This is a genomic window from Actinomadura barringtoniae (assembly GCF_017573505.1).
Lineage (GTDB): Bacteria > Actinomycetota > Actinomycetes > Streptosporangiales > Streptosporangiaceae > Spirillospora > Spirillospora barringtoniae.
The window spans coordinates 98,865-112,505 of record NZ_JAGEOJ010000002.1 but is presented as its reverse complement, the minus strand read 5'-3'; the positions used below and the strand labels follow the sequence as shown (position 1 = coordinate 112,505).

The window sequence follows — 13,641 nt, the reverse complement described above, 5'->3', positions numbered from 1 at the left end:
ACCCCTGACCATGCGAGGAGCCAATCTACCTCCTCCCGGTGTTGAACGTGTGAGCGACCTCGGCGCCCTTGTCCGATGATCGCGCTCGCGGTCCAGCTGAACGCCAACTAGAACGTTCTATAGACAGGGCGGCGCCGGCTTTCTAGGGTGAGGCCGGTGACCGACATCTCCGGGCTGCCGCCCAGCTTCCGCTGGGGCGTCGCGACCTCCGCGTACCAGATCGAGGGCGCGACGGACGCGGACGGCCGCACGGCCTCCATCTGGGACACGTTCAGCCGCCGGCCGGGCGCCGTGGCGGGCGGCGCGACCGGCGACGTCGCCTGCGACCACTACCGCCGGATGCCCGAGGACGTGGCCCTGATCGCGGACCTGGGCGTGGACAACTACCGCTTCTCGGTGTCCTGGCCCCGGGTGCAGCCGGGCGGGCGCGGTCCCGTCAACGCGGCCGGCCTGGACTTCTACGACCGGCTCGTGGACGAGCTGCTGGCAGCCGGGGTCGACCCGTGGATCACGCTCTACCACTGGGACCTGCCGCAGGAGTTGGAGGACGCGGGCGGCTGGCCCGAACGCGACACGGCGCGAGTTCCTGCGCGCGCACATCGCCGCCGTCGCCGAGGCCCATGCCCAGGGCGTGGACGTGCGCGGCTACTTCGTGTGGACGCTCCTGGACAACTTCGAATGGGCCCACGGCTACGGCCCGACGTTCGGTTTGGTCTCCGTCGATCGCGCCTCCGGCCGGCGCACGCTCAAGCAGAGCGCGCACTGGTACCGCGGCCTCATGAACGGGCTGCGTGGCCGGGGGACAGGTACAGGCGGAGGTGGCCCGGGCCCGGAACGGTGACGGTTCGCCAGGACGCCAGGTCGGGGCGGGGCTTGCGGGTGCTCGTGGAGACGATGACGCGCAGGCCCTGGCGCTGGAGGCGGGTCAGGTTGGCCAGGGTGGTCTTGCCGTACGCGTCGTGGAGGCCGTCGCGCATGTCCGCGGCCACGCAGCGGCGCAGGTAGGCGATCTGCGGGGCGAAGCGGCCGACCACCGCGCAGTTGCCCCAGATGTCGGCGCGGCTGAGGGCGCGCGCTGAATTCAGGGGCAGAGTTAGCGAACGAGACGTTCTGGTGGCGGCCTGGGCGGCGGTCGTCGTTTGAACGCCGATGTAGAGGGCGACCAGGGCCAAGGCCGCGACGGCCAGGACCCTGCTCTGGCGGACCAGGGTCATCAGGCCGACGGCGGCGGGAACTGATAGCAGGGCGATGGTGGGGAGCACGTACCGGGGGACTGCCCAGTTGGAGAGCAGGAGGTAGGAGGCCGCGAAGAAGAGCGCTGTGATGACGGTGGTCAGGAGGAGAGCCTTGTTGCGGGTCGTGTAGAGGGCGAACGCGACCAGCGCCGCCGTTATCAGCCACCAGGTGGCCACGGTCGGGGTGATGGAGCCGCAGGACGCGGTGGGCAGGCAGGTCTCCTTGCCGTTCAGGGCGGCCAGGTAGCGCGGCAGGCCGAAGTGCAGGCCGCTGGCGTCGTTGACGTGGGCGATGGCCGACAGGCGTGCGCGGGGACCGTTGAAGCGGATGAACGACTCGACCACCCAGTAGAGCCAGCCGGCCGCCAGGCCGAAGGCGAGGGACAGGGCGGTGTAGTGCTTCTTCCGCAGGAGAGCCGCCGCCAGCAGGGGGATCGCCAGGTAGACCGCGTCCGTGGGGCGGATGAGGGACAACGCCGCGAAGAGCAGGAAGAGGGGCAGCCGTTTGTCGCGGAAGAGGAGCGGGATCGCGGCCACGGCACCCAGGGCGACCAGATAGTTGGGCAGGACGGTGTCTCCGAAGCGGAGGGCCACCCAGGAGAAGGCGAAGAGCGCGGCGGCCAGGGCGGCCGTGGTGCCGGGGATGAGGCGCCGCCAGGGGAAGAAGGCGAAGAAGAGCGCCACGCCGGAAAGGACGGCCAGATAGACGCGGAGTGCTGTCACGGACGAGGTGAAGGCCGTGATCGGGGCGACGACCAGGCCCGGGCCGACCGAACGGTGAGCCGCGTAGGCGAAATGGGGGACGTCCGAGGCGAACTGGCTGGAGTAGACGGCCTCGTCCAGGTCGAGCGGGACGCGCAGGTCGCCGATCGCCGCCTGGGCTGCGACGAAGGCGGCGGCGACCAGCGCCAGGACCAAAGCCGCCCCCAGCGCCGACCCCAGCGCGGGCGCCGGCGCGCGATGTCTACCGGACACGTTCCCCCGATCCGTGTACGTGACGCCAGCCTAACCAGGGGTGACGGGCGGGCCTCGCGGCGGGGGTTGACTGAAAAACCAGTCAGGGGTCGTTCTATCGCTTGGAGTCCAGCTCCAGCGAGACCGCCTGGCGGACCAGGTCCTGGGCGCGCCCCAGCGGTGTCGAGCCGCTCAGCCAGCGGTTGCTCAGCCCCTCGATCAGCGCGGTCAGCCGTTCGGCGCTCGCGCGGGCGTCGGTGTCCTCGTGCGCGGTGCCGTCGGAACGGGCCTGGTCGATCAGCTCGGACAGGTCGTCCACCCAGGTGCGGGTCGAGTCGCCGAGCTGGGCGCGCAGGTCCGGGTCGAAGATCGCGCTGGCCCGCAGCTCGCCCCAGGCCGAGGAGTTCTCGATGATGGCCGGGTCGTCCTGCAGCTCCAGCAGCAGCATGTCGGTGAGCTGCGTGCGGGCGTCGTCCGAGCGTTCCATGGCCTCGGCGGTGTAGCGCTCGGCGCGTTCGCTGACGTACTCCAGCGTGCGCCGCAGCAGGCCCGCGCGGTCACCGAAGTGGTAGTAGATGAGCGCCGTGGACACGCCCGCCTCGGCCGCCAGCTCCTCCACGCGCAGGCCCCGCACGCCCTTCTTGGCGATCATGCGGACGGCCGCCTTGAGGATGAGCATCTGGCGATCGGACACAGTCCATCACCCTATCCCGCGGCTACTCCTTACGCCCCGGAGCGCCGCCGTAGCGGCCGCCGACCGGGACGTGCGCGCCGACCAGCTCGGAGACGGTGACGAACGTGTAGCCCTTGGCCCTGAGCCCCTCGATGATCTTCGGCACGGCGTCCACGCTCGTCGGGTGGATGTCGTGCAGCAGCACGATGCCCTTCGGCGCCGCGTCGCTCACGATCTGGTCCGAGACGTAGGACGCGTCCGGGTGCTTCCAGTCGAACGCGTCGATCCCCCAGAAGATCTGCGTCATGCCGAGCTTCTTGACGTGCGCGGCGACCTGCCCGTCGGTCGCGCCGTAGGGCGGGCGCAGGTAGCGGGGCGTGGCGCCGGTGAGCTGCTTGACGACGTCATTGGTGCCGTCGATCTGCTCGGTGAGACCGGTCTTGGACTCCTTGGCCAGGTCGGGGTGCGACATCGAGTGGTTCTCGATCTCGTGGCCCTCGGCGGCCTCCCGCTTCACCAGGTCGGGGTCGGCCTTGGCGTTCTTGCCGACGACGAAGAACGTGGCCCGGACGTTCTGCTGCTTGAGCGTGTCCAGGAGCTTGGCCGTGTACGGGCCGGGACCGTCGTCGAAGGTGAGCGCGATGCACTTGGCGCCCTTGGCCCAGCAGTCGATGGTGGACGCGGGGGCCGCGGCCGGGCGGCCCGTCTCGTGTCCCGGTTCGTGTCCCGTCTTGGGCGGATCGACCTTGCCGCCGCCCGCCTGGCCGTGCACGCTCCGTGACGTTTCGCCGCATCCCGTCGCCACCGTCGCGGCCAGCGCCAACCCCGCGACAGCACCCAGCACCCGCACAAGATCCCCCGATCCCGTCCCACTTTGGGCGTTTCGCCCCGTTCGACCAACCCTGGCACATCCGCGTAATGGTCTTGTCCGGACGCGGCGCGGGCGTTCCCGTTTTTGGACAATCTTGAAGGTGCCCAGCGTGCGGCACCGCGCACTGCCCGTGAGACGCCCAGGTCAGCCCAGGTGAGATGGTTGACGCCCGCTAGGCGGGCCACTCCGGCTTGCGCTTCTCCAGGAACGACCGCATGCCCTCCTGCGCCTCCGGGGTCTGGCTGGAGGCGGCCATCACCTCGATGGCGTAGGCGTAGGCGTCCTGCTCGGTCCGGTCGAGCATCGCGTACATCGCCTGCTTGCCCAGCGCCTTGCTGCGCGGGCTGCCCTGCGTGGCGCGCTCCAGCAGGTCCCGGGTCGCCTTGTCCAGCTCGGCCTCCGGAACGACGCGGTTGACCAGGCCCCACTCCTGCGCCGTCCGCGCGTCCACGATCTCGCCGGTGAGCGCCATCTCCATCGCCCGCTTGCGGCCGATGTTGTGCGACACCGCGACCATCGGCGTGTGGCAGAACCAGCCGCCCTTCCCGCCGGGCGTGGCGAACCCGGCCGTCTCGGCCGCCACGATCAGGTCGCAGGTGGACGCCAGCTGGCACCCGGCCGCCGTCGCCAGCGCGTGCACCCGCGCGACCACGATCTGCGGAACGGACTGGATCGTCCGCATGAGCTCGGTGCAGGTCTGCAGGAGGCTCCGCACGTCGGCGTGCGAGGCCCCGGCCATGTCGACGAAGTCGTGCCCCGCCGAGAAGACGGGCCCGTTCGCCGCCAGCACGATCCCGAGCGCGTCCGTGTCCCCGGCGTCGCGGAACGCCTCCGTCAGGGTCAGCAAGAACTCCCGCGAGAGGGCATTGCGCCGCTGCGGCCGGTTCATGGTGATCGTCGTCATCGGGCCGTCGCGTTGGACCAGCACATCACTCATGTCACCGACGCTACGCCGAACCCGGGGTGAATGTCGGACCCGCGTCGTACCGTGGGCGGGTCCCGCTACTCGAAGGGGTGCCCTTGAAGCTGCTGACCGCCACCACCAACACTCAGGGATTCCGCGAGACCGACTTCGACTGGTGCGTCGAGGGCGAGCTGGTGCACATCGGCGTCGTCTGCGCCCGCGACCAGGACGACCCGGACGGCGGGTGCGGCTGCGGCCGCGCGTTCGCCGGCCTCAACTCGCACCGGGCCACCACGACCGCGATCGTCCGGGAGGTTCCGGGCTTCACCGACGAGGACTACGTCCTGGCGATCCGCTCCAGCCTCGAGCAGCAGGGCTACGACGCCTCCTACGCCGACCACGAGGCCGCCGAGCTGCGCTGCCTGGTGCGCGACTGGCCCCCCGGCACGATCGTCGAGCGCCGCCTGGATGAGATCGTTGTGCGGGAGGTGGTCAAGCCCGACCAGGAGGTGTGAGGGATGCTCGTCGCTTTTTCGGTGACCCCGCTCGGCACGGGGGAGGACGTCGGAGAGCTCGTCGCGGAGGCCGTGCGCGTCGTGCGCGCCAGCGGCCTGCCCAACCGGACCGACGCCATGTTCACCACGATCGAGGGCGAGTGGGACGAGGTGATGGCCGTCGTCAAGGCCGCCACCGACGCCGTCGCCGCTCGTTCGCCCCGGGTCAGCCTGGTCGTGAAGGCCGACATCCGCCCCGGCACGACCGGCGCGCTCACCGCCAAGGTCGAGACCATCGAACGCCACCTGGCGCAGGACTGACATCCCGGCGTTCTGCCTCGTCAGTTGAGCCAGTCGGCGATCTCGGTGTCGGTGCGGGGGAGCAGGCACCACAGGGCCTCCTGCTGGGTCGCGCAGAGCGGGATCGACTCGTGCAGGTGCAGGATGCGGAACATCTTCGCGGCGAACGGGCGCAGGCCGACCACGGCGAGGCCGTGCCGCTCGCAGGCGCGGGCCACGGCGGAGATCGCGCGCATGCCCTCGGCGTCGAAGAACGAGATGCCGCCCAGATCGAGCAGCAGGGGGCGGTCGGCCGTGCTCGCCAGGTCCATGAGCCGGTCCCGCGCCCCGGGAGCGGTGGCGCGGTCGAGTTCGCCGCTCAGCAGCACCGTGATGTGGCGCTCGCTGTCCACGACGACCATGTCGACGACGGTGTCCTTCATGGCTGCCCTCGCTTGTGCGTCCGGTAACACAGAAGCATCGCGCGAGTACTCATGGTTGCCAAGCCCTTACGCCGGAGATTCTTTCTGAATCTCGGGCAACAGCGGTGACTTCAACGCCGGAAGCAGGCCCGTGCACCGCCGTCACGTCCCTGCCCGAACGAGCCCAGCCGCTGCGCCGCGCTGCCGTGATCGCCGGGCTTGGTCCAGGGTGAGCTGTCGCCGATCACGCGGAAGCCCGTCACGATCTCCTGCCGGTCGCCCGCCTCGAAACGCAGGTCCCCGTCGGCCGCCGCACCGTACAGCGCGGCACCGGCCAGGCAGTCGGCCTGCAACTCGGCGGCGGGGGAGACCAGCTCGCGGGTCAGCCGGTTCTGGATCGCGTGCCCCCACTCGTGGGCGATCACCATGTAGACCCAGGCGTCGCCGTGCGCGTAGCCGGTGCGCATCAGGTGCGAATCCCAGGCGACGAAGTCGCCCGCCGGGCAGTATTCCGCGTTGTCCCTGCTGAGAGGCTTGCCGGCGCACTTGGGGGCGGTGGCGGGGTTGCGCCCGTTGTACAGGCCGAGGACGTGCGGCGAGGTGTAGGAGCCGGTGAACAGCTTGGTCCAGTGCCGTCGCCAGAACGCGTCCACCACGTTGACCGCGGTGTTCATGTCGTCGCGGAACTCGGTCTCGTTGAAGCCGACCGGCGCACTGGTGCCGAGCGGCTTCGGCGGCGGTGGCGGAGCGGGAGTGGTCTCGACCGGTGCGGGGCCGGCACCGTTCGCGGAGGCGGGCCGTGAGCTCTGCACGTCGAGGTTGCAGGCGCTGCTCACGACCAGCGTGGCACCGAGCGTCGCGCCGAGGGCGAGGGCGGTCAGCGGCCGCCGCCGGTAGGGAGTTCCCGTCTCCGTCATGCCCAGGGGTACGAGCGGATGCGTGCTTTCGCCTCAATCGCGCTTGTTCAGATCGCGTCCGGACCGAACGCGGCCTTCAGCTCGCTCTTGAGGGCGGTGGTCGGCGTCACGTGGTAGCGGGCGTCGATGCGCATGAGCACGGTCTTGCGCGGCATGGTGAGCGCGATCCGCACCTCGGTCGTGCCGGCATGCGCGAGCAGGATCTCCTTGAGGCGGTCGACGACGGGCCGCGTGACGCGGTGCTCGGGCAGCGTGATGGTGAACGCGGGGGAGTCGCCGTCCGGCAGTTCGGGCACCTGCATCTCCATGGCGATCAGGCGCGGCACGTCCTCGCGCTTGTCCAGGCGCCCCTTGACCAGGACCACGGTGTCCTCGGCCAGGCCGGACCCGGCGAGCAGGTAGGCCGACGGGAAGAACAGGCAGTCGATCGTTCCGGCGAGGTCCTCGATCGTGGCGATGGCCCAGGGCTTGCCCTGCTTGGTCATCTTGCGCTGGAGGCCGGAGACGATGCCGGCGATCGTGAGCGTCATCCCGTCCGGCAGCGAGTCGTCGGTGGTGAGCGCGGCGATCGGATGGTCGGCGCGCGCCTGGAGGAAGCCGTCGAGGCCTTTGAGGGGGTGGTCGGAGACGTACAGGCCGAGCATGTCGCGTTCCTGTGCGAGCCGGTACGGCTTGTCCCACTCCTCGCCGGAGAACTCCAGGCCCAGCCCGAACGCGGGGCCGCCGTCGCCGTCCGCCGTGTCGCCCTCGGCCGTGCCGAGCCCGAACAGGTCGTCCTGCCCGTACGCCCGGCTGCGTTTCACGCCGATGACCGCGTCGACGGCCTGCTCGTGCTGCTCGGCGAGGCCCTTGCGGGTGTGCCCGAGCGAGTCGAACGCGCCGGCCTTGATGAGCGACTCGATGGTGCGCTTGTTGCAGACGACCACCTCGACCTTGTCGAGGAAGTCGGGGAACGAACCGTAGGAGCCGGCGGCCTCGCGGGTGGCGATGATCGACTCGACGACGTTCGCGCCGACGTTGCGCACGGCGGTGAGGCCGAAGCGGATCTGCGTGTCGCTCTGCGGCGTGAAGCCGGAGTCCGACTCGTTCACGTCCGGCGGCAGCACCTGGATGTTCATGCGGCGGCATTCACCCAGGTAGACGGCCATCTTGTCCTTGTCGTCCCGCACGCTGGTGAGCAGCGCCGCCATGTACTCGGCCGGGTGGTTGGCCTTGAGGTAGGCGGTCCAGTACGACACGAGCGCGTAGGTGGCGGCGTGCGCCTTGTTGAACGCGTAGCCGGCGAACGGTACGAGCACGTCCCACACGGTCTGGATCGCCGCGTCGGAATAGCCGTGCTCGCGGCAGCCCCGCTGGAACGGGACGAACTCCCTGTCCAGGATCTCTTTCTTCTTCTTGCCCATCGCCCGCCGCAGCAGGTCGGCCTGCCCCAGCGAGTAGCCCGCGAGCTTCTGCGCGGCCAGCTGCACCTGCTCCTGGTAGACGAACAGCCCGTACGTCTCGCCGAGGATGTCGCGCAGCGGCTCCTCCAGCTCGGGATGGATCGGCGTGATCTCCTGCTGGGCGTTCTTGCGGAGCGCGTAGTTGGTGTGGGAGTTCATGCCCATCGGGCCCGGCCGGTAGAGCGCGCTCACGGCGATGATGTCGGCGAACTCGTCCGGCCTCATCAGCCGCAGCAGCGACCGCATCGCGCTGCCGTCGAACTGGAACACCCCGAGCGTGTCGCCGCGCGCGAACAGAGCGTACGTCGCCCCGTCGTCCAGCGGGATGTCCAGCAGGTTCAGCGGGGAACCGCGGCGCCGCTCGACCGCCTTCACCGCGTCGTCCATGATCGTGAGGTTGCGGAGCCCGAGGAAGTCCATCTTGAGCAGGCCGAGCGTCTCGCACGTCGGGTAGTCGAACTGCGTGATCACGACGCCGTCCTGCGGGCGCATGAAGACCGGGACGTGGTCGGTGAGCGGCTCGGCGCTCATGATGACGCCCGCCGCGTGCACGCCGGTCTGCCGGATGAGGCCCTCGATGCCGCGCGCCGTCTCGATGACCGTGCGGACGTCCGGCTCGTTCTCGTACAGCGCCCGCACCTCGCCCGCCTCGGCGTGCCGCGGATGCGCGGCGTCGGTGATGCCCGACAGCGGGATGCCCTTGCCACCCAGGTCGGCGGGCATCGCCTTGGTGATGCGGTCGCCGAGCGCGTACGGGTGGCCGAGGATCCGGCACGCGTCCTTGACCGCCGCCTTGGCCTTGATGACGCCGAACGTGACGATCTGCGCGACCTTGTCGGCGCCGTACCTGCCGGTGACGTAGCGGATGACCTCGCCGCGGCGGCGTTCGTCGAAGTCCACGTCGATGTCGGGCATCGAGACGCGCTCGGGGTTGAGGAACCGTTCGAAGATCAGGCCGTGGGGGAGCGGGTCGAGGTCGGTGATGCCCATCGCGTACGCGACCAGCGACCCGGCCGCCGAGCCCCGCCCGGGGCCGACCGCGATCCCGTTGTTCTTGGCCCACATGATGAAGTCGGCCACGACCAGGAAGTACGACGGGAAGCCCATCTCGGCGACGATGCCCATCTCGTACTCGGCGCGTTCGCGGTAGTCGTCGCCGTAGCCGCCGGGGAACCGGCGCCGCAGGCCGCGCCACACCTCCGCGCGGAACCAGCTCTCCTCGGTCTCGCCGTCCGGCACCGGGAAGCGCGGCAGCAGGTCGCGCCGCGCGAACATGCCGCCGGTGTCCACTCGCTCGGCGATGAGCGCGCTGTTGCGGCAGCCCTCCTGCCAGGCCCGCGAGGAGTCGACGGCGTACATCTGCTCGGGCGACTTGAGGAAGTAGCCCGACCCCTCGAACGCGAACGCCGGCGCGTCCAGCGTGGAGCCGGTCTGCACGCACAGCAGCGCCGAGTGCGCGGTCGCCTCGTTCTCGTAGGTGTAGTGCGAGTCGTTGGTGACCACGAACGGAGCGCCGAGCCGCCCGGCGATCTCCTCCAGCCCGCCGCGCGCCCGCCGGTCGATGTCGATGCCGTGGTCCATCAGCTCGACGAAGAAGTTGTCCTTGCCGAAGATGTCCTGGAACTCGCCCGCCGCCCGCAGCGCCTCGTCGGCCTGGCCGAGCCGGATGCGCGTGGAGACCTCGCCGGACGGGCAGCCGGTGGTGGCGATGAGGCCCTCGCCGTACTGCGCGAGCAGCTCGCGGTCCATGCGCGGCTTGCGGAAGTGGCCCTCCAGCGCCGCCCGCGACTGGAGGCGGAAGAGGTTGTGCAGGCCGGTCGCGTTGTACGCCCAGATCGTCATGTGGGTGTACGCGCCCGCCCCGGACACGTCGTCGCGCTTCTGCGCCGGGGTGCCCCAGCGCACCGGCTTCTGATGGCCGCGATGCGAGGGCGCCACGTACGCCTCGATGCCCGGGACCGGCGTGATCCCGGCCTCGGCGGCGCGGGTGTGGAAGTCGTAGAGCCCGTGCAGGTTGCCGTGGTCGGTCATCGCGATCGCGGACATGCCGAGGTCGCCGGTCGCGCGGACCATGTCGCCGAGCCGGGCGGCGCCGTCGAGCAGGGAGTACTCGGTGTGCACGTGCAGGTGTGCGAAGGGAAGGGCGGAGCGCATGGCGCCGACCCTACTCTCATACCATCCAGTTGGTTAAACCATTTGGTTAAAGATCGCTCGGAGTCCCAGTGCGACCTCCTCGCCCGTCGGCGCGCGTTCGGGATCGATCAGGAACTGCTCCGCCAGGCCCGCCGTCAGCGCCATGTGGATCGAGCCCATGGCCCGCGCCGTCCGCTCATCGCCCTCGTAGCCGTAGACGTCCCGGGCGAGCTGGACGCGGTGCCGCTCGAACGCCTCGGCGGTCGCCTCCCGCACCTCCGGAATCCGCTCGGCCTGGGCCAGCGACTCCAGCGCCGAGACGATCATGGGTCGGTTCTCGGGGTACGACTCGACCGTCCGCCGCAGGCTCGCCTCGGCGGGCTCGTCCGTGCCGGGCTTCACGAGCGTGTCGCCCCAGGCCTCGACGGTCTCCATCAGGGCCGCGATCAGCAGCCCGTCCTTGGAGCCGTAGTGGTAGTTGATCGCGGCGTGATTGGCCCCGGCGGCCGCCGCGATGTCGCGCGAGCTCGTCCGTGCGAAGCCGCGTTCCTCCAGGCAGCGCTTGGCCGCCTCCAGCAGCCGCTCGCGTTGACTCATGACCGCGACCCTAGCCGCGCCCGGCTGAGCCGTAGGCCGCCGCGCCCGGACGCGTCAGGTCCGAACGGTGGCGTTGCGGCTGTGGCATCGGCGTGGAGGCCCTACGATCTGGGCCTGACGGACCGGCCAGGAGGGGTGCTCGCGTGGGAAAGCACAGCCCGCCGCCAACGAAGACCTGCCCGTTCTGCAAGGGCTCGGGCAAGAGCGACGACGGTGCGCGCGACTGCGGCGTGTGCCACGGATCGGGCGTGATATGAGGTTCCCTCCCGACGGCTGCACCTACGAGGTGCACTACCAGCTCGGCCGCCGCGGCTCCGGGCAGGAGGCCTTCACCGACGAGTTCGCGCTCGGGCGCTGGTTCCGCTCGATGGTGGACGACGGCGTCTTCGACCCGGTCGAGTTCGCCGATCCGGACGAGGACGGCCGGAACGGCTACCAGATCTTCTGCGTCACCAAGGCGGGCAAGATGCCGATCAGCTACTTCCATCCGCGGATGGTGCGGGGGCGGATCGAGTCCGCCCGGGAGTGAGCCGGGCCGCCCGAAGGTGAGAAATCGGTGTGAGAGTTCCCTGACGGCGTGGCCGGATCCGGCCATCGCCGACTGTGATCACCCCGCTCTGACTTGGCTCTTGCGCAGGTTTGCCAGGGTCGGTCAGAGAATTGGGCAACTTCTCGGTCTTGTGGTGTTTCTGAGGCATCTTCACGATTCACGGTGACTCAAGGGCGCGTCATCCGGACGCGGCTTGACTCACTGGAGGAACAGTGAGGATGCGACCCATCCGCCCCGCCACTGTCATCTGTGCGACCGCCGCCACCGCCGCGGCCGCGCTGTCCGCCGCTCCCGCCGCGCAGGCCCAGGCCGCGGCCCCCGCCATCCAGTCCGACAACGGGCAGGTGGCGACGGCGCTGGCCACCAAGCTCGGCACGCGCAGCGCGGGCTCCTACCTGTCCGGCGGCAAACTCGTGGTCACCGTGTCGGACACCGGCGCGGCCGCCACGGTACGTGCCGCCGGCGCCACCCCGAGGACCGTCGCCCGCAGCGGCGCGGCCCTGAACAAGGTCAGCTCGGCGATCAACCGTTCCGTCAAGGTCTCCGGCACCTCCTGGGGCGTCGACGCGGCGTCCAACCAGGTCGTGCTGTCCTACGACGACTCGGTCACCGGCTCCGCGCTCGCCAAGGTCCGCGCCGCCGCCGCCAAGCAGGGTTCCGCGGTACGGCTGGAGCACGTCGCCGGCACGTTCCGCACGCTCATCGCCGGTGGCCAGGCCATCTACACCAGCAGCGCCCGCTGCTCGCTCGGCTTCAACGTCAAGAACAGCGCCGGCGCGAACTACTTCCTCACCGCCGGGCACTGCACCAACATCGGCGCCACCTGGTGGACCAACTCCAGCCACACGACCGTGATCGGCAGCCGGGCGGGCACCAGCTTCCCCGGCAACGACTACGGCCTGGTGCGCTACACCGGCTCGGTCACCGCCAGCGGCACCGTCTACACCTACAGCGGCTCGCAGGACATCACCACGTCCGGCAACGCCGTGGTCGGCCAGTCCGTCCGCCGCAGCGGCAGCACCACCGGCGTGCACAGCGGCACCGTGCAGGCCGTCAACCAGACCGTCCGCTACGCCGAGGGCACCGTCTCCGGCCTGATCAAGACCAACGTCTGCGCCGAGCCCGGCGACAGCGGCGGCTCCCTGTACTCCGGCTCGACCGCGCTCGGTCTGACCTCCGGCGGCAGCGGCAACTGCTCCAGCGGCGGAACGACCTTCTTCCAGCCGGTCACCGAACCCCTCTCCGCGTACGGGATGCACGTCTTCTAACCGGCCCCCCGGTCAGGATCCCCTCTGATCGCCATCCCCTTATCCCCTTCCCCTTATCCCCTTCCCACGGCACAGCAGCCCCGGGGCCGGTGTCCGGCCCCGGGGCTCGTCCATGCGCCGATCTTGCTCTGAGCGCCCCGGCTTGGCGCCGGAAAGGGCGCTGAGAGCAAGATCGGCGTAGTGACTAGCCCACCTCGCTTGCGAACTGCCGGTAGGCGGCCATGAAGAGGGTGGTGAGCAGGTCGACGATCTCGTCGAGGGTGGCCTCGCGGTAGCCGAGCGTCCAGTCGACCATCACCTCGATGATCCCGCCGGACAGCGCCAGCGCGCCCATGCGCAGCCGCCGGGTGGCCTCGATTCCCAGATGGCCCGCCGCGAGCTCGGCGTTGAAGTGGGCGAACTCGTGGATCGCGCGGCGCCGCCGTTCCTCCAGGGCCGGGCTCACGCCGACGACCTCAAGGAAGATCACACGGGCGATGCGCGGGTCGCCCGCGACGGCCCGGATGAAGGCGTTCATGCCCGCCCTCGCCTGCGCCTCGATGTCGTTCGCCGCGCCCCCGACGGCCCCGAACGTGGCCTCCCGTACGACCCGGATCTGCTCCTCGAAGACCGCTCGCAGCAGGTCCTCGCGGTCCTTGAACGACTCGTAGAAGTACCGCTCGGTGAGCCCGGCCTGGCGGCAGACCTGCTTGACCGAGACGGCCGACTGCCCGGCCGTCCCGAACAGCTCCAGCCCGGCCGCCAGCAGCTGCCCGCGCCGCGCGCTCTGGCGCTGCCCGGCGTTCAGGCCCCGGTACCGCCGGGAGTTGTCCGGAACTGCGTCGGCCACCGCCGGCTCCCTTCAAAGAGTGAGTAGAGACCCTCGCGGGCCAACTGACATCGTGACGTGTCAGTTCGTCTGA

At 70.3% G+C, this 13,641-nt stretch carries 15 protein-coding genes and 1 pseudogene; 6 read left to right on the top strand and 10 right to left on the bottom strand.

Annotated features, from left to right (window positions below):
- Window positions 1-107 precede the first annotated feature (107 nt).
- On the bottom strand, window positions 108-260 hold the full coding sequence (locus J4573_RS55925) for a hypothetical protein (protein ID WP_307796492.1): 153 nt from the start codon (window positions 258-260) through the stop codon (window positions 108-110).
- Between J4573_RS55925 and J4573_RS53635 the strand changes: the two are divergent.
- Window positions 220-579: pseudogene (locus J4573_RS53635) on the top strand (family 1 glycosylhydrolase); the annotation flags it as partial. The gene J4573_RS55925 and the pseudogene J4573_RS53635 sit on opposite strands and share 41 nt — an antisense overlap.
- A gap of 52 nt (window positions 580-631) precedes the next feature.
- Window positions 632-841 (top strand): family 1 glycosylhydrolase, encoded by a 210-nt coding sequence (locus tag J4573_RS53630; RefSeq protein ID WP_307796491.1) that lies wholly within the window; start codon window positions 632-634, stop codon window positions 839-841.
- Here the strand turns inward: J4573_RS53630 and J4573_RS53625 are convergent.
- The 4 genes from J4573_RS53625 to J4573_RS04400 all read right to left on the bottom strand — a co-directional run bounded on the left by J4573_RS53625 (window position 777) and on the right by J4573_RS04400 (window position 4,670).
- Entirely contained in the window at window positions 777-2,210 is a 1,434-nt protein-coding gene (locus J4573_RS53625; RefSeq protein ID WP_243772472.1) for a hypothetical protein, read from the bottom strand. The two genes, J4573_RS53630 and J4573_RS53625, sit on opposite strands and share 65 nt — an antisense overlap.
- Window positions 2,211-2,304: 94 nt before the next feature.
- Window positions 2,305-2,883, bottom strand: coding sequence for a TetR/AcrR family transcriptional regulator (locus J4573_RS04410; RefSeq protein ID WP_208253934.1), 579 nt, complete (start codon window positions 2,881-2,883; stop codon window positions 2,305-2,307).
- Window positions 2,884-2,905: 22 nt separating this feature from the next.
- A complete protein-coding gene (locus J4573_RS04405; RefSeq protein WP_208253933.1) occupies window positions 2,906-3,706 on the bottom strand; it encodes a polysaccharide deacetylase family protein in 801 nt (266 codons plus the stop codon).
- 199 nt (window positions 3,707-3,905) lie between these two features.
- Window positions 3,906-4,670 (bottom strand): enoyl-CoA hydratase-related protein, encoded by a 765-nt coding sequence (locus J4573_RS04400; RefSeq protein WP_208253932.1) that lies wholly within the window; start codon window positions 4,668-4,670, stop codon window positions 3,906-3,908.
- 83 nt (window positions 4,671-4,753) lie between these two features.
- On the opposite strand from J4573_RS04400, the gene J4573_RS04395 reads away from it, so the two are divergent.
- Together J4573_RS04395 and J4573_RS04390 are read left to right on the top strand one after the other, a co-directional pair.
- On the top strand, window positions 4,754-5,152 hold the full coding sequence (locus tag J4573_RS04395) for a DUF7715 family protein (protein WP_208253931.1): 399 nt from the start codon (window positions 4,754-4,756) through the stop codon (window positions 5,150-5,152).
- Window positions 5,153-5,155: 3 nt separating this feature from the next.
- A complete protein-coding gene (locus tag J4573_RS04390; protein WP_208253930.1) occupies window positions 5,156-5,452 on the top strand; it encodes an MTH1187 family thiamine-binding protein in 297 nt (98 codons plus the stop codon).
- A 20-nt stretch (window positions 5,453-5,472) separates the two neighbouring features.
- Here J4573_RS04390 and J4573_RS04385 read toward each other — a convergent pair whose 3' ends face one another.
- The 4 genes from J4573_RS04385 to J4573_RS04370 all read right to left on the bottom strand — a co-directional run bounded on the left by J4573_RS04385 (window position 5,473) and on the right by J4573_RS04370 (window position 10,921).
- Complete coding sequence (locus J4573_RS04385; RefSeq protein WP_208253929.1) at window positions 5,473-5,853, bottom strand: STAS domain-containing protein; 381 nt, start codon at window positions 5,851-5,853, stop codon at window positions 5,473-5,475.
- 110 nt (window positions 5,854-5,963) lie between these two features.
- Window positions 5,964-6,749 carry a neutral zinc metallopeptidase gene (locus tag J4573_RS04380; protein ID WP_208253928.1) on the bottom strand — a complete coding sequence of 262 codons (786 nt, stop codon included), beginning with the start codon at window positions 6,747-6,749 and terminating at the stop codon, window positions 5,964-5,966.
- A gap of 47 nt (window positions 6,750-6,796) precedes the next feature.
- Entirely contained in the window at window positions 6,797-10,345 is a 3,549-nt protein-coding gene (dnaE, locus tag J4573_RS04375; protein WP_208253927.1) for a DNA polymerase III subunit alpha, read from the bottom strand.
- A 33-nt stretch (window positions 10,346-10,378) separates the two neighbouring features.
- A complete protein-coding gene (locus J4573_RS04370) occupies window positions 10,379-10,921 on the bottom strand; it encodes a TetR/AcrR family transcriptional regulator (protein ID WP_208253926.1) in 543 nt (180 codons plus the stop codon).
- Between the two features lie 253 nt (window positions 10,922-11,174).
- Between J4573_RS04370 and J4573_RS04365 the strand changes: the two genes are divergently transcribed.
- Together J4573_RS04365 and J4573_RS04360 are read left to right on the top strand one after the other, a co-directional pair.
- Window positions 11,175-11,450 carry a hypothetical protein gene (locus J4573_RS04365; RefSeq protein WP_208253925.1) on the top strand — a complete coding sequence of 92 codons (276 nt, stop codon included), beginning with the start codon at window positions 11,175-11,177 and terminating at the stop codon, window positions 11,448-11,450.
- Between the two features lie 239 nt (window positions 11,451-11,689).
- Complete coding sequence (locus J4573_RS04360; RefSeq protein WP_208253924.1) at window positions 11,690-12,739, top strand: S1 family peptidase; 1,050 nt, start codon at window positions 11,690-11,692, stop codon at window positions 12,737-12,739.
- Between the two features lie 184 nt (window positions 12,740-12,923).
- Here the strand turns inward: J4573_RS04360 and J4573_RS04355 are convergent, their stop codons facing one another.
- A complete protein-coding gene (locus J4573_RS04355; RefSeq protein WP_208253923.1) occupies window positions 12,924-13,568 on the bottom strand; it encodes a TetR/AcrR family transcriptional regulator in 645 nt (214 codons plus the stop codon).
- Window positions 13,569-13,641 lie beyond the last annotated feature (73 nt).